This is a genomic window from Hydrogenophaga sp. GW823-FHT04C09, from assembly GCF_058796355.1.
This window is the reverse complement of the sequence record NZ_JBXAIO010000002.1, coordinates 1-13,072: the sequence shown is the minus strand read 5'-3', so window position 1 is coordinate 13,072 and position 13,072 is coordinate 1. Positions and strand designations below refer to the sequence as shown.

The following is a 13,072-nucleotide window of genomic DNA, read 5'->3' as shown; positions in this document are numbered from 1 at the left end:
TTAAAGCGCCGCCATGCCGGACAGCGCGAGTTTGAAATTCACCTGCACTTCGTTGGCGACCAGGGAGGTGTCCGACCAGTCCCCATCGCCGACTTTGAATTCGAGCCGCTTGACGGTGAAGGCGCCGGTGGCGATGGTCATGGCGCCGCTTCGCGCCAGCGCCACCGGGATGCGCACGGCCCTGGCCGTTCCCTTGATGCTCAGCTGGCCGGCCAGTTCGTACCGGCCCGGGCCCACGGCCTGGATGGCCACGGAATCCAGGCTGGCCTGCGGAAACTTCGCGGCGTACAGCCAGTCGCTCTTGACCGCCTCGGCGTCGGTCTCCGCCGAACCGAAGCGCGCGCTGCCGGTGTCGATGCGCAGCGCGACCTTGCCGGCCTCGGGTTTCTTGGGGTCGAAGTGGACCTGGCCGCTGAACTTCGTGAAGCGCCCCGCCACGGGCACGCCCATCTGGCGGAAGGTGAAGGCGATCTCGCTCTGCGCCGGCTCCAGGGTCTGGGCCATCGCCACACTGGCGCCCGACAGGACGAAGGCGGCGATGCCGATGCGAAGGCGGTTGTTCATGCCTGGTTCTTTCCAGCCGTTCGCGGAAGCATGCGCGACAGCAGGCCGTCCTTGTGAATGAATTGGTGTTGCACCACAGCCGCCAGGTGCAGCGCGATGGCCGCCCCGAGCGCCAGCGCCAGGCCGGCGTGAACGGACTTCAAGTCCTCCGCCAGCGCCTTGTCGGGCACCACCAGATCGGGCAGGGGCAGGACGCCGAACACGACCACGGGAAACCCGGACGCGGAGCTGTAGACCCAGCCCGCCAGCGGCACGGCGAAGAACAGCGCGTACATCAGGCCGTGCGAGCAATGGGCGGCACGGCGCTGCCAGGGTGGCATGGGCAGGTCCGCCGGCGGGCGGTGCGTGGCGCGCCACGCCAGGCGGACGACGGAGAGCACCAGGATGGTGATGCCCAGCCACTTGTGCCAGTTGTAGAGCTTGAGCCGGGCCGGCGACATCGGCAGGCCGGTCATGTAAACGCCCAGGGCGATGGCCGCCAGGATCAGCAGCGCAGCCAGCCAGTGAATCGCGATCGCGGTCGAAGAGTATTTGAGGTTCGGCGTCATCGGGTGCATCCCATGGGCCGATCCTAGGTCGGGGTGTCGATACGTTCAAATACTCGTTTTGTATTCCCAGCAATACCTTTCGCGTATCAACCAGAGGGCAGTACGAACCGGTACGCATCCTGGAACGGCATCGCCCGGCCCAGGTCGGCCGGGTCGTAACCCGGCAACTGCGCGAGCGTGGCCCGAAAGCCGGGGTCGCGCAGGGCGGACAGCACCGCCTGCATCGCGGGCGCGGTCATCACGTCGTCGCGGCACAGCAGGAAATAGCGCTCGGTGGCGATGGGCACGAAGTCGAGCTTGAAGTGCCGCGCCGGGGGTTCGAGCCCGAAGCCCACATCGGCCATGCCGCTGGCCACATAGGCGGCGACGGCGGCGTGCGTGTACTCGCCCTGCTCGAAACCGGCAATGCGTGTGGGGGCGATGCCCTGCGCCTTGAGCAAACCCTCCAGCAGCAGGCGCGTGCCCGATCCGGGCTGGCGGTTGATGAAGCGCACGGGGGCGCGCGTGAGGTCGGCCAGCGCGTAGAGCTCGCGCGGGTTGCCGGGCCGCACCATCAGGCCCTGGCGGCGCGTGGCGATGTCCACCAGCGTGAGGTCCAGGCCTTGCAGCCAGGGCTGGTAGTGCGCCAGCGCCATGGCCTCCATCGGCCCGATGGGCAGGTGAAAACCGGCCACGTCGCACGCGCCTTCGCGCAGCGCGGCGGCCGCCGCGGCACTGCTCGCATACGAGAAGCTGAGCTTCAGGCCGTCCTGCGCCAGCCGGTCGATCAGCCGCTCGATGGCAAAGCCGTGGCTGGCCTGGATGCGCAAGGCCGCGGGCGCTTCGCTCAGGGCGCCGCGCAGTTCCTCGGCGAGTTCGGAAGACAGCGTCTCCAGCGCGGGCCGCAGCCGGGCGTGGATGCGCTTGTCGGCCCAGACGATGCGCGCGCCCAGCTCGGTCAGCGTCGAGCCCTTGCCGCGCTCCATCACGAGCAAGGGGGTCCCGAACTGCTGTTCGCCTTCGCGCACCACGTCCCACGCGCGGCGGTAGGACATGCCCAGCCCGCGCGCGGCGTTCAGCAGGCTGCCCTGCTCGGCCACGAGCACCAGCAACTCGATCAGGCGCGCCGGCAGGGGCGGGCCATCGGGCTCCTGGATGGTCCAGACGGGGCGGATGGAGACCTGTTTCATGCGCTTATGTGAGGCGGTGCTTATGCAGCGGGCTGCCGGTGCATCGGACCGAAAGCTTCATATTGATGGCGAACGGAAATCACGGGACGATGCCGGACAGGCCAGGACGCCTGCATTCTCACCGAGACCCTGATGAATCCACAGAAGATCGAGTTCTACACCGGCCCCGCCGGCGGCTGGGGCGCCTTGAACAGCGTGAAGAACGCGCTGCTGCGGCAGGACATTCCCCTCAAGGGCGCCAAGACCCTGCTGTCGGCCAACCAGCCCGACGGTTTCGACTGCCCGGGCTGCGCCTGGCCGGACCGCCACCACGCATCCACCTTCGAGTTCTGCGAGAACGGCGTGAAGGCCGTGGCGGCCGAGGCCACCGCGCGCCGCGCCGGGCCCGAGCTGTTCGAGCGCCACACCGTGAGCGAGCTCGCGCGGCAGAGCGACTTCTGGCTGGAAGACCAGGGCCGGTTGACGCACCCGATGGTCTACGACGGCGTGCTCGACCGGTACCGCCCCATTGGCTGGGACGCCGCCTTCGCCCTCATCGCGAGCCACCTCAATGCCCTGCCCGACCCCAACCAGGCCATGTTCTACACCTCGGGCCGCGCCAGCAACGAGGCGGCCTTCCTGTACCAGCTGTTCGTGCGCGAGTACGGCACCAACAATTTTCCCGACTGCTCGAACATGTGCCACGAGCCCAGCGGCAACGGCATGCGCCCGCAGATCGGCGTGGGCAAGGGCACGGTGACGCTGGACGACTTCGAACTCGCCGACGCGATCTTCATCTTCGGCCAGAACCCCGGCACCAACCACCCGCGCATGCTGGGCGAACTGCGCGCCGCCTCGAAGCGCGGCGCGCGCATCGTCAGCTTCAACCCCTTGCGCGAACGCGGCCTGGAGCGCTTCCAGGACCCGCAGAGCAAGATGGAGATGGCCACGCTGGGCTCCACGCCGATCAGCTCGCACTACTTCCAGCTGCGCGGCGGTGGTGACCTGGCGGCCGTGAAAGGCATGATGAAGCGCCTGCTGGAGCGGCACGACGCGGGCGAGCAGGCCTTGCTCGACCACGCCTTCATCGCCGAACACACCGTGGGTTTCCAGGCCCTGGCCGACGACCTGCGCGCCGAGTCCTGGGACCTGATCACCGAGGAGTGTGGCCTCACGCGCGAACAGATCCACACCGCCGCCGACCTCTACGCCGGGGCGAAGAACACCGTCGTCTGCTGGGGCATGGGCATCACGCAGCACCAGCACGCGGTGGCCACCATCCAGATGCTGGTGAACCTGCTCCTGATGCGCGGCAACATCGGCCGGCCCGGTGCCGGTGCCTGCCCGGTGCGCGGCCACAGCAACGTGCAGGGCGACCGCACCATGGGCATCTGGGAGAAGCCGCCGGCCGCGCTGCTGGACCGGCTGCGGCAGGTGTTCGGCTTCGAGCCGCCTCGACAGAACGGCGTGGACACGGTGGAGGCCATCCAGCTGATGCGCGAGGGCAAGGGCAAGGTGTTCTTCGCGCTGGGCGGCAACTTCGCCGCCGCCACGCCCGACACCCACGAGACCTGGAAGGCGCTGCGCCAGTGCGACCTCACGGTGCACGTGGCCACCAAGCTCAACCGCAGCCACGTGGTGCACGGCCGCGAGGCGCTGATCCTGCCCTGCCTGGGGCGCACCGAGATCGACGTGCAGGCCACGGGCCCGCAGGGCGTGACGGTGGAGGACTCCATGAGCATGGTGCACCTCTCGCTGGGCATCAACCCGCCGGCCTCGGAACACCTGCTGTCCGAGCCGGCCATCGTCGCGCGCCTGGCCGCGGCCACGCTGGGCCGGCGCAGCCGCACCGCCTGGCTGTGGCTGATCGAGGACTACGCCCGCATCCGCGACCAGATCGAAGCCGTGTTCGACGACTTCAAGGACTTCAACGCCCGCGTCGCCGTGCCCGGCGGCTTTCGCCTGCGCAACACCGCCAGCGAGCGCGTGTGGGACACCCCGGCGCGGAAGGCCACGTTCTTCCCGCACCCGGTGCCGCGCGACACGCCGGTGCACCGCGCGCGCCGGTCCATGCAGGCCCGCCAGCGCGACACCCTCGTGTTCTCGCTGCTCACCACGCGCTCGCACGACCAGTACAACACCACCATCTACGGCATGGACGACCGCTACCGCGGCGTGTTCGGCCAGCGCCGCGTGGTCTTCATCCACGCCGAGGACCTGCGCGCCCTGGGCCTGGCCGATGGCGACTGGGTGGACCTCCACACCGTGTGGGACGACGACCAGCACCGCCGCGCCGACCGCTTCCGCCTGGTGGCCTACGACATTCCGCGCGGCTGCCTGGCCGCCTACTACCCCGAGACCAACCCGCTGGTGCCGCTGTCGGCCACCGCGATCGCGGCGGGCACGCCCACCTCGAAGGCGATTCCGGTGCGCCTGACGCCCCACCTCGAGCCATGAACGGCACCACCACGCTCACCCCGCTGGCCGAAGCCATCCTGCGCGAGCTGGCCAGCACACCCGAGGCCAACGGCATGTCGCTGCCGCGCCTGGGCAAGCGCCTGGGTCAGGGCGTCAGCGTGCTCATGCGCCAGCTCACGCTGATGGGCCACGCGGTCATCGGCGGCGTGCACGGGCCCGGCTGGGTGCGCGTGGAACAGGTCGACGACCGCTGGGTGGCGCACCTCACGGCGGCCGGGCGCTCGCTGGCCGCGACGCCCCAACGCCCGCCGGCCGGCGTGCGGGCCAGCGAGGTGCAGGTGCGCCGCGACGGACTGGCCAGCCTGGCCACCGACTGGGTGGCCGACGAAGTGGCCGTGGCGCTGGTGTTCAACGGCATCTCGCATGCCGTGATGATGGCCACGCCGGCCGACCTGGAAGACTTCGCGCTGGGCTTCGCCCTCACCGAAGGCCTGTTGCTCGACCCCGGCGAGCTGCGCGGGGTGGACGTGGTGGACACGCCCGATGGCATCGAGGTGCAGTTGGAGGTGGCCAGCGCCTGCGAGTGGCGGCTGCGCGAACGCCGGCGCAGCATGGCCGGGCGCACGGGTTGTGGCCTGTGCGGCACGGACTCCCTCGCCGCCGTGCGGCAGCGGCCGCCGGCCGTGCCCGCCTTGGGCATCGCGCCCGCCGCCGTGGCCTCGGCCCTCCAGGCCCTGCCCGCCCACCAGCCCCGGCAGCAGCTCACCGGCGCCACGCACGCGGCGGCGCTCTGCCGGATCGACGATGGCGGCGTGGTGCTGGTGCGCGAGGACGTGGGGCGGCACAACGCGCTGGACAAGCTGATCGGCGCGGCGCGGCGGGCAGGCTTCGACCCTTCGCGGCACTTCGTCGCGCTCACCAGCCGGGCCAGTTTCGAGATGGTGCAGAAGACCGCGCGCGCGGGCATCTCGGTGCTGGCCGCCGTCTCCGCGCCCACGGCCATGGCGATCGACGTGGCGAACGAGGCCGGTCTGCTGTTGATCGGCTTTGCCCGGGGCGACGGCATGGTGGCGTACACCTTCGCGGACCGACTGGGCTGAGCCCGCCCGGCCTCAAGCGGCCGCAAACGGGGTGTCGGGCACGGGGGTGTGGAAGCTGGCGTTGAGCACGTTCCACGCCCGGATGGCGCCGACGGCGAACGTCAGCTCCGCGATCGCGCCGTCGCTGAAGTGCCGCCGCAGGTCTTCGAAGTCGGCATCGCTCGGCGCCCGTTGTGGCAAGGCGTTCACCGCCTCGGCCCACTGGAGCGCGGCGCGCTCGGCGTCGCTGAAGAAGCGCGGCGCCTCGCGCCAACCCGCCACGGCGTTGATGTGCCGTGGCTCCATGCCCTGCTTCACCAGGTCGGCCCAGTGCATGTCGATGCAGAACGCGCAGCCATTGATCTGGCTGATGCGCAGGTTCACCAGCTCCTTCAGCCGTTTGTCCAGCGTGGCGCCGGCCACGTGTGAAAGCTGGGCCAGCGCCTTGGCGGCTTTGGGCGCCAGCGTGAAGTAGTCAAGTCGGGGAGAGGACATCGTGAGCTCCTGGGTTGAAAAAGGGGATCCTTGTCTTGCTAGACGGGCCTCGGCGCCGTTTTGTGACAGACGGTCCAGGCCATCGCCAGTGCCGCGGCCCCCACCCAGGCCGCGGCGGCCGGCCAGCCGTGGCGGTCCACCGCGCTGCCGACCAGCACCGGCCCGAGCGCCTGGCCGAGGTTGCTGCCCTGCATGAGCAGCCCCACCACCAGGGCCGCCTGCGCGGGTGTGGACGTGACCCGCGGTACCGCGGACAGCAGGCTGGCCGGGACCAGGCCGCCCACCGCGGAGAACACCAGGCACAGGGCCAAGGCCATGCCCGGACCCAGCACAGGCAGAAAGATGCCCAGGCCACAGAGACCCATCGTGATCGCCGCGCAGGCGCCCAGCACCTCACGGCCCACCTTGCCCAGCAGGACCCCCGCGCACAGGTTGCCCACGATGTTGGCCGCACAGGCCACCGCGGCGAGCAGCCCGACGGCACCGGCGCCCACCTGCAGGCGCTGCTGCAGCAGCACGGGCAGAAAGCTGAAGAGCGCGAAGAACATCAGGCTGTAGAGCAGGAACGTGGCGGCCATCGCCAGGGGTTCGGAGCGCCAGACCTCGGCCAGGCGGGCCGGGTCGTCCGCGCGGGCAGGCCGTGGACCACGCGGCACCATGCCCACCACCAGAACCGCGAGCAGACCGGCCGCCAGCGCGGCGGTCACCCACAGGCTGCGCCAGTCGCCGAACCACGGCCCGGTGAGCATCGCCAGCGCCATGCCGGCTGGCATGAAGCAACTCCACAAGACCAAGGCGGTGGCCTGATCGGCCGCGCGCACCCGGCGCGCCAGCACCGTGGGCCCGGCCACCGTGATCAGCAGAAACCCCAGCCCCTCCACCACGCGCGACGCCAGCAGCACACCGAAGCGGTCGCTCGGCACCGCCATCGCCGCCCCCAGTGCCGTGGCCAACAGCCCGAGGACCAGCATGCGGTGGTCGCCGGCACGGGCCACCACGGAGCCCGCCACCACGCCACCCAGCGCGCCCAGCACGGCGAAGGTGGCACCGAGGGCGCCCAGCAGGCCCAGGCTGAGGCCCAGATCGGCCTGAAGCTGGGGGGCCGCGATGGCGACCTTGCCCAGGTGAAAGGCCGAGACCACCCCGGCGGCCACCACCACCCCCACGGCCCGCCAGTCGGTGCGGGCCGGGTTCGCAGAGGAGCCGCTCACGCCACCGCCATCGGCTGCGACAGCGCGAGCGCCCGCGCCACCCGCGCCACATGGGCCCCCTGGTAGCGGGCCGCTTCGATTTCATTCAGGCTGGGCTGGCGGTCGCCGCCCGACCCGTCATCGGCCAAGGTGGCCGCACCGTAAGGCGAGCCGCCGGTGATCTCGTCCATGCGCATCTGGCCCTTGAAGCTGTAGGGCAGGCCCACCACAACCATGCCCAGGTGCATCAGCACGATGTGCGTCGAGAGGATGGTCGACTCCTGCCCGCCGTGCTGGCTGCCCGTGGAGGTGAAGACGCTGCCCACCTTGCCCACCAGCGCATCCCGGGCCCACAGGCCACCGGCCTGATCGAGAAAGTTCTTCATCTGCGCGGCCATGTTGCCAAAGCGGGTGGGCGTGCCCAACACGATGGCGTCGTACGCCGCGAGCTCCTCCACGGTGGCCACCGGCACGTCTGGCGCCAGCTGGTAACCGGCCTTGCGGGCCACGGCGTCCGGCACCAGTTCGGGCACGCGCTTGACCACGGCCTGCGCGCCCGCCGTGCGCGCGCCCTCGGCCACGGCGCTGGCCATGGTCGCGATGTGGCCGTAGGAAGAGTAATAGAGCACCAGCACCTGGGTCATGACTTGAACACCTCTCATGTGGGAATGGGAGAAGTATCGGCAGCCACATTGATCTGCGGAAGGCCTAAAATTCTGCGCTTTCTGATCTACGGAATCGATCAATGCTGGACGCCCTCACCCTCGATCAGATTCGCATGTTCGTGACCGTGGCCGAGGCCGGCAGCTTTCGGGCCGGGGCCACGCGCCTGCGGCGCGCGCAGTCGGCCGTGAGCCACGCGATCGCCAACCTCGAACACCAGCTCGACGTGAGCCTCTTCGATCGCAGCGGCCACCGGCCCACACTCACGCCGGCCGGCCTGGCCTTGCTGGAAGACGCGCACGCCGTGCTGCTCAAGGTGGATTTCATGCGGGCGCGCGCGCGCGGCCTGGGCGAGGGCGTGGAGATCGAGCTCTCGCTGATGGTGGACACGCTCTACCCGCTGCCCGTGGTGGCCGCCGCGCTCAAGGCGGTGCGCGAGACCTGGCCGTCGGTTCGGCTGCGCCTGGCGGTCGCGCCACTGGGCGGTCCGCTGCAAGCGCTGCGCGAGCGCCAGTGCGACCTGGCCATCATGGCCGGCGAAGACTTTCTCGATCCGCGCATCGAGACCGAGGCGCTGCAACGCGTGCCCATCGTGGCGGTGGCCGCCGCCAGCCATGCGCTGGCGCGGCGCCGCAAGGCGCTCACCAGCGTCGAGCTGGCCGACCACGTGCAGATCGTGCTGGAGGATCCCACGCCGCTGTCCGAGGGACGCGACTTCGGTGTGCTGTCGCCCCAGACGCTGCGCGTGGGCACGCAGGACGCCAAGCGGGCCCTGATCCTGGGCGGGGTGGGCTGGGGCCGCCTGCCGCGGTGGGTGATCGAGCGCGAACTGGCCGAGAAGCAGCTGGTGCCCTTGGCCGCCACGGCGCTCGGTCCGCTGGGCGTGGCGCACACGCAGACCTACCTGGCCCGCCGCACCGACCGCGCCCTCGGTGTGGCCGCGACGGCCCTGCGCCTCGCCTTGCACCAGCACGCGTCGCCGCCGCAGGCGCGCCAGCGGCGCGTGCGCAGTGCCGCGGGTTCAGGCCCGACGACGCCCTGACGCCCTGGTTCAGTGATGAACCGGCACCGGCTGGGCGCCGGCCCGTTGGCCCTGCGGCCGGGGACCGTGGCGCAGGGTCAGCAAGGTGCCCAGCACGATGGCGACCAGCGCGAAGGCCGGCGCGCCGAGCGCGCCCACGTGATCGACCAGCAGCCCGCCACCCACCGCGCCGCTGGCGATGGCGATCTGGAACGCCGCCACCATCAGGCCGCCCGCGCCTTCGGCGTGGTCGGGCGCGGCCCGCACCACCCAGGTCTGGAAACCGACCGGGAACGCGCCGAACGCAAAACCCCAGAGCGCCACCGCCACGGCGGTCACCAGCGCCGACGAACCCGCCAGCAACAGGCTGCCCGCCATGAGGACGACCAGCGTGCCACCCGCCACGATGGCGCGGCGCTCGCTGCGCTCGGCCAGGTAGCCGCCCGCCAGGTTGCCGAAGAAACCCCCGATGCCGTAGCCCAGCAGCACCACCGAGATCGCCTGGACGGACAGGTGGGTGACGTTTTCCATCAGCGGCCGGATGTAGGTGAAGCCCGCGAAATGGCCCGAGATCACCAGCAGCACCGCCAGCAGGGCCATGCGCACCTGCGGCCGCAGCAGCAACTGGCCCAGCACGCGCAGACTGGCGTGGTCGCGCGGCGGCAGCGCGGGCAGCGTGATGGCCTGCGCGACCAGCGTCACCACGCTGACCACGCCCGCGGCGACGAAGGCGCTGCGCCATCCCCACAGATCACCCATCCAGGCGCCGATGGGGGCGGCGCACACCGTGGCCACCGACACCCCCGTGAGGATCAGCGACATGGCGCGGGCGAACCGGTCCGCGGGCACCAGCCGCAGGGCCAGCGCGCCCGCCAGGGCCCAGAAGCCGCCCAGCGCCACGCCCAGCAACACGCGGGCCACCAGCAGCACGGGCAGCGAGGTGGCCGTCGCGGCCATCAGGTTGGAGACGACCAGCAGCAGGCTCAGCGCCAGCATCACCCACTTGCGGTCCAGCCGCCGCGTCAGCAGCGGAAAGGCGGGGGCGGCGACCGCGCCCACCAGCGCCGTCGCCGTGACCGTCTGGCCCGCGGCGCCGTTGCTGATGCCCAGGTCCGTGGCCATGGCCGTCAACAGGCTGGCCGGCAGGAATTCGGCGGTCACCAGGCCAAAAACGCCCAGCGCCAGCGAGCCGACGGCGGCCCAGTGGGGCGAATCCGCGTTCGCTGGCGGCGGCGGTGCGGCCACGGCTTGGGAGGGATCGATGCAGGTGGAGCAGGAGGAGGACATGAATGGAACAGGGGGAAGCCAGCAAGACCGCCAGCTTAGGGATAAGATGCCGGCGTTTCCATGTGGGAAAAGCCGAAATGCTTGACTATTCCTCCGAATCTCCCGCCCTGCTCGAGGGGAGCGCCGCCCGTGGCGCGGCGGACGCGCCACCCCGCCCGGCCGACCTGCTGAGCCGCATCCTGCTGGGCTTGCGGCTCGACGGCGTCGAATACGGCCGTTGCGTGATGCAGCCGCCCTGGGCCGTGGCCTACCCCGCGCGGCCGGAGGCCCGTTTCCATTTCGTGGCGCGCGGCGGCTGCTGGCTCTGGCTGCCCGGTCACGACTGGGTGCGGCTGGACGCCGGCGACGCGGTGCTGCTGCCGCGGGGCAGCTTTCACATCCTGGCCAGCGCGCCCGACGTGCCGTGCGTGGACATCGAATCCCTCTCGCGCACCCCGGTGGCGGACAACATCTACCTCATCGGCGGCGCGCCGCAGCCCGCGTCCATGGCCTCATCGCCCCCAACGCCGGACGAAGGGCCTCCAGGCGCGCCGAACGACATCGTCTTCTGCGGCGCCATGCGCTTCAACCTCGATCCCCTGCACCCCCTGCTGGCGATGATGCCGGACGCGATGCGCGCCAACGAACTGGCCACGCGAGACCCCTCCGTGCCCGCGTTGCTCGAAGCGATGGAGCGCGAGGTCGCGCTGGATCGCATCGGCGCCTGCGGCATGCTCGCGCGCCTGGCCGATGTGCTGGCCGCCTGCATCATCCGCGCCTGGGTCGAGTGCGCCTGCAGCGACGCCAGTGGCTGGATCGCAGCGGTGCAGTGCCCCCGCATCGGCAAGGTGATCGCGGCGATCCACACCGAGCCCGAACGCGATTGGACGGTGCCGGCGCTGGCGGACCTGATGGGCGCCTCGCGCTCCAGCTTCGCCGAGTTGTTCACGCGCACCTTGGGCGAGAGCCCGGCGCGGTACGTGACCCGCGTGCGGATGTTCCAGGCGCGCCGCTGGATCGAGCGCGAAGGCATGCGCGTGGCCGTGGCCGCCACCCGCCTGGGTTACGACTCGGAGGCCTCGTTCAGCCGCGCGTTCAAAAGGGTCATCGGGCATCCACCCGGAGCCTTGCGGCACAAGCGGGCCGCCGCGGATCGGCGGGAGGGGCGCCAGCCCTGAAAGGGGGATCGCGTGCGCCCTCTTGCGCCTCAGGCGCAGCAACGGCTGTCCTCGATGGTCTTGCCGTCGTTGGGCAGGGAGCCTGGCTGGACGAGCTCGACCTGGGCGCGCAGCTTGGTGACCTCGCGCACGGCGGCCTCGATCTGCTGCCGCAGGCCGCTGTCGGCCTCGCTGGCCTCCACGCGCAGGCACATCTGGTCGTTGGCCATCTCGCCGCTGACCACCAGGCGGGCCTTCTTCACCTGCGGGAAGCGCCGCGCGATGTCGGCCACCTGGGCCGGGTGCACGAACATGCCGCGCACCTTGGTGGTCTGGTCGGCGCGGCCCATCCAGCCCTTGATGCGCGGCGCGGTGCGCCCGGTCGGGCAGGCGCCGGGCAGGATGGCCGAGAGGTCGCCGGTGCCGAAGCGGATCAGCGGGTAGGCCGGGTTGAGGGTGGTGACCACCAGCTCGCCCACCTCGCCCTCGGGCACGGGTTCTCCGGTGCCCGGGCGCACGATCTCGACGATCACGCCCTCGTCCACCACCAGGCCCTCGCGCGCGCTCGTCTCGTAGGCCACCAGGCCCAGGTCGGCGGTGGCGTAGCTCTGGTAGACCGCCACGCCGCGCTCGGCGAACCAGTCGCGCAGGCTGGGCGGCAATGCCTCGCCGCCCACCACGGCCTTGCGCATGCTGCCGATGTCGATGCCCTCGGCCTGGGCCTTCTCCACCAGGATGCGCAGGAAGCTGGGCGTGCCGGTGTAGGCCTCGGGCTGCAGTTCGGTGATGGCCTGCAGCTGCTGTTCGGTCTGGCCGGTGCCGGCGGGGAAGACCGAGCAGCCCACGGCGTGGGCGCCGGACTCCAGGATGAAGGCGCCCGGGGTCATGTGGTAGCTGAAGGCGTTGTGCACCAGCTCGCCGGCGCGAAAGCCCGCCGCGTACAGGCAGCGCCCGGCGCGCCAGTAGTCGCGCGTGGCGCCCTCGGGTTCGTAGATTGGGCCGGGCGAGGCGTAGACGCGCGCCATGGCCGGGCCGCGGCGCAGCGTGGAGAAACCGCCGAAGGGGTCGCTGGCGCGCGAGGCCTTCTGGCGTTCGAGCAGCTCGGTCTTGCGCGTGACGGGCAGGCGCGCCAGGGCCGCGCGGCTGTTCACCGCCTGCGCGTCCACGCCGCGCAGGATCTCGGCGAAGGCGGTGCTGTGCCGCTGGGCGTGCGCCACCTGGGTGGCCAGCTCGCCCATCTGCTCGCGCTCGCGTTGCTCGGGCGATCGGGTTTCCAGGGCGTCGAAGAATTCAGGCTGTGCCATGGCTGCGATGTGTGAAGGTGAAGTGACTGAAACCAGGATGCCGCGGAACCGGCTTTGCCGGGCCGCAGGCGTCGCCCCTGAGGGGTGACGCGCCGGCGGCGCGGCGCGGGGGGAGCCGATTTATGCCAGCCAGCGCTTTCTGCGCTTGTAGCTCTTGATGTCCTTGAAGGACTTGCGCTCGCCCCCGCCCATGCCGAGGTAGAACTCCTTGACGTCCTC

The 13,072-nt window shown here is 71.1% G+C and carries 12 protein-coding genes and 1 pseudogene; 4 read left to right on the top strand and 9 right to left on the bottom strand.

The window, feature by feature from the left end; genetic code table 11:
- The 3 genes from AC1Q9M_RS05095 to AC1Q9M_RS05085 form a co-directional block, all read right to left on the bottom strand.
- Entirely contained in the window at positions 1 to 564 is a 564-nt protein-coding gene (locus AC1Q9M_RS05095) for a YceI family protein (RefSeq protein ID WP_492432724.1), read from the bottom strand.
- Entirely contained in the window at positions 561 to 1,112 is a 552-nt protein-coding gene (locus AC1Q9M_RS05090; protein ID WP_492432722.1) for a cytochrome b, read from the bottom strand. Before AC1Q9M_RS05090 ends, AC1Q9M_RS05095 begins: the two co-directional genes overlap by 4 nt.
- Before the next feature lie 86 nt (positions 1,113 to 1,198).
- The gene (locus AC1Q9M_RS05085) at positions 1,199 to 2,281 is read right to left on the bottom strand and encodes a substrate-binding domain-containing protein (protein ID WP_382323144.1); all 1,083 of its coding nucleotides are present in this window, start codon (positions 2,279 to 2,281) and stop codon (positions 1,199 to 1,201) included.
- A 132-nt stretch (positions 2,282 to 2,413) separates the two neighbouring features.
- Between AC1Q9M_RS05085 and AC1Q9M_RS05080 the strand changes: the two genes are divergently transcribed.
- Together AC1Q9M_RS05080 and fdhD are read left to right on the top strand one after the other, a co-directional pair.
- Entirely contained in the window at positions 2,414 to 4,717 is a 2,304-nt protein-coding gene (locus AC1Q9M_RS05080; RefSeq protein WP_492432720.1) for an FdhF/YdeP family oxidoreductase, read from the top strand.
- A gap of 245 nt (positions 4,718 to 4,962) precedes the next feature.
- Complete coding sequence (gene fdhD / locus AC1Q9M_RS05075) at positions 4,963 to 5,778, top strand: formate dehydrogenase accessory sulfurtransferase FdhD (protein WP_444688578.1); 816 nt, start codon at positions 4,963 to 4,965, stop codon at positions 5,776 to 5,778.
- 12 nt (positions 5,779 to 5,790) lie between these two features.
- Here fdhD and AC1Q9M_RS05070 read toward each other — a convergent pair whose 3' ends face one another.
- The 3 genes from AC1Q9M_RS05070 to wrbA are packed head-to-tail and all read right to left on the bottom strand — an operon-like array spanning position 5,791 to position 8,086.
- Complete coding sequence (locus tag AC1Q9M_RS05070; RefSeq protein ID WP_382162147.1) at positions 5,791 to 6,252, bottom strand: carboxymuconolactone decarboxylase family protein; 462 nt, start codon at positions 6,250 to 6,252, stop codon at positions 5,791 to 5,793.
- 38 nt (positions 6,253 to 6,290) lie between these two features.
- Complete coding sequence (locus AC1Q9M_RS05065) at positions 6,291 to 7,463, bottom strand: MFS transporter (RefSeq protein WP_382323143.1); 1,173 nt, start codon at positions 7,461 to 7,463, stop codon at positions 6,291 to 6,293.
- On the bottom strand, positions 7,460 to 8,086 hold the full coding sequence (gene wrbA, locus AC1Q9M_RS05060; protein ID WP_492432717.1) for an NAD(P)H:quinone oxidoreductase: 627 nt from the start codon (positions 8,084 to 8,086) through the stop codon (positions 7,460 to 7,462). Before wrbA ends, AC1Q9M_RS05065 begins: the two co-directional genes overlap by 4 nt.
- A 101-nt stretch (positions 8,087 to 8,187) precedes the next feature.
- Here wrbA and AC1Q9M_RS05055 point away from each other — a divergent pair, with 101 nt between their 5' ends.
- On the top strand, positions 8,188 to 9,147 hold the full coding sequence (locus tag AC1Q9M_RS05055) for a LysR family transcriptional regulator (protein ID WP_492432715.1): 960 nt from the start codon (positions 8,188 to 8,190) through the stop codon (positions 9,145 to 9,147).
- A gap of 9 nt (positions 9,148 to 9,156) precedes the next feature.
- Here the strand turns inward: AC1Q9M_RS05055 and AC1Q9M_RS05050 are convergent, their stop codons facing one another.
- Positions 9,157 to 10,413, bottom strand: coding sequence for an MFS transporter (locus AC1Q9M_RS05050; RefSeq protein WP_492432713.1), 1,257 nt, complete (start codon positions 10,411 to 10,413; stop codon positions 9,157 to 9,159).
- A 77-nt stretch (positions 10,414 to 10,490) separates the two neighbouring features.
- On the opposite strand from AC1Q9M_RS05050, the gene AC1Q9M_RS05045 reads away from it, so the two are divergent.
- A complete protein-coding gene (locus tag AC1Q9M_RS05045; protein WP_444688563.1) occupies positions 10,491 to 11,570 on the top strand; it encodes an AraC family transcriptional regulator in 1,080 nt (359 codons plus the stop codon).
- A 29-nt stretch (positions 11,571 to 11,599) separates the two neighbouring features.
- Here the strand turns inward: AC1Q9M_RS05045 and AC1Q9M_RS05040 are convergent, their stop codons facing one another.
- Positions 11,600 to 12,853, bottom strand: a complete 1,254-nt coding sequence (locus AC1Q9M_RS05040; RefSeq protein ID WP_492432711.1) for a phenylacetate--CoA ligase family protein — start codon at positions 12,851 to 12,853, stop codon at positions 11,600 to 11,602.
- Positions 12,854 to 12,973: 120 nt separating this feature from the next.
- Positions 12,974 to 13,072, bottom strand: a pseudogene (locus tag AC1Q9M_RS05035) (ABC transporter ATP-binding protein); the annotation flags it as partial.

What these genes read in the sequence shown, in the direction of transcription:
- AC1Q9M_RS05045 (WP_444688563.1), top strand. Translation starts at nt 10,491, where the DNA reads ATGCTTGACTATTCCTCCGAATCTCCCGCCCTGCTCGAGGGGAGCGCC.
- AC1Q9M_RS05070 (WP_382162147.1), bottom strand. Translation starts at nt 6,252, where the DNA reads ATGTCCTCTCCCCGACTTGACTACTTCACGCTGGCGCCCAAAGCCGCC.
- AC1Q9M_RS05040 (WP_492432711.1), bottom strand. Translation starts at nt 12,853, where the DNA reads ATGGCACAGCCTGAATTCTTCGACGCCCTGGAAACCCGATCGCCCGAG.
- AC1Q9M_RS05085 (WP_382323144.1), bottom strand. Translation starts at nt 2,281, where the DNA reads ATGAAACAGGTCTCCATCCGCCCCGTCTGGACCATCCAGGAGCCCGAT.
- wrbA (WP_492432717.1), bottom strand. Translation starts at nt 8,086, where the DNA reads ATGACCCAGGTGCTGGTGCTCTATTACTCTTCCTACGGCCACATCGCG.
- AC1Q9M_RS05090 (WP_492432722.1), bottom strand. Translation starts at nt 1,112, where the DNA reads ATGACGCCGAACCTCAAATACTCTTCGACCGCGATCGCGATTCACTGG.
- AC1Q9M_RS05050 (WP_492432713.1), bottom strand. Translation starts at nt 10,413, where the DNA reads ATGTCCTCCTCCTGCTCCACCTGCATCGATCCCTCCCAAGCCGTGGCC.
- AC1Q9M_RS05055 (WP_492432715.1), top strand. Translation starts at nt 8,188, where the DNA reads ATGCTGGACGCCCTCACCCTCGATCAGATTCGCATGTTCGTGACCGTG.
- AC1Q9M_RS05080 (WP_492432720.1), top strand. Translation starts at nt 2,414, where the DNA reads ATGAATCCACAGAAGATCGAGTTCTACACCGGCCCCGCCGGCGGCTGG.
- AC1Q9M_RS05095 (WP_492432724.1), bottom strand. Translation starts at nt 564, where the DNA reads ATGAACAACCGCCTTCGCATCGGCATCGCCGCCTTCGTCCTGTCGGGC.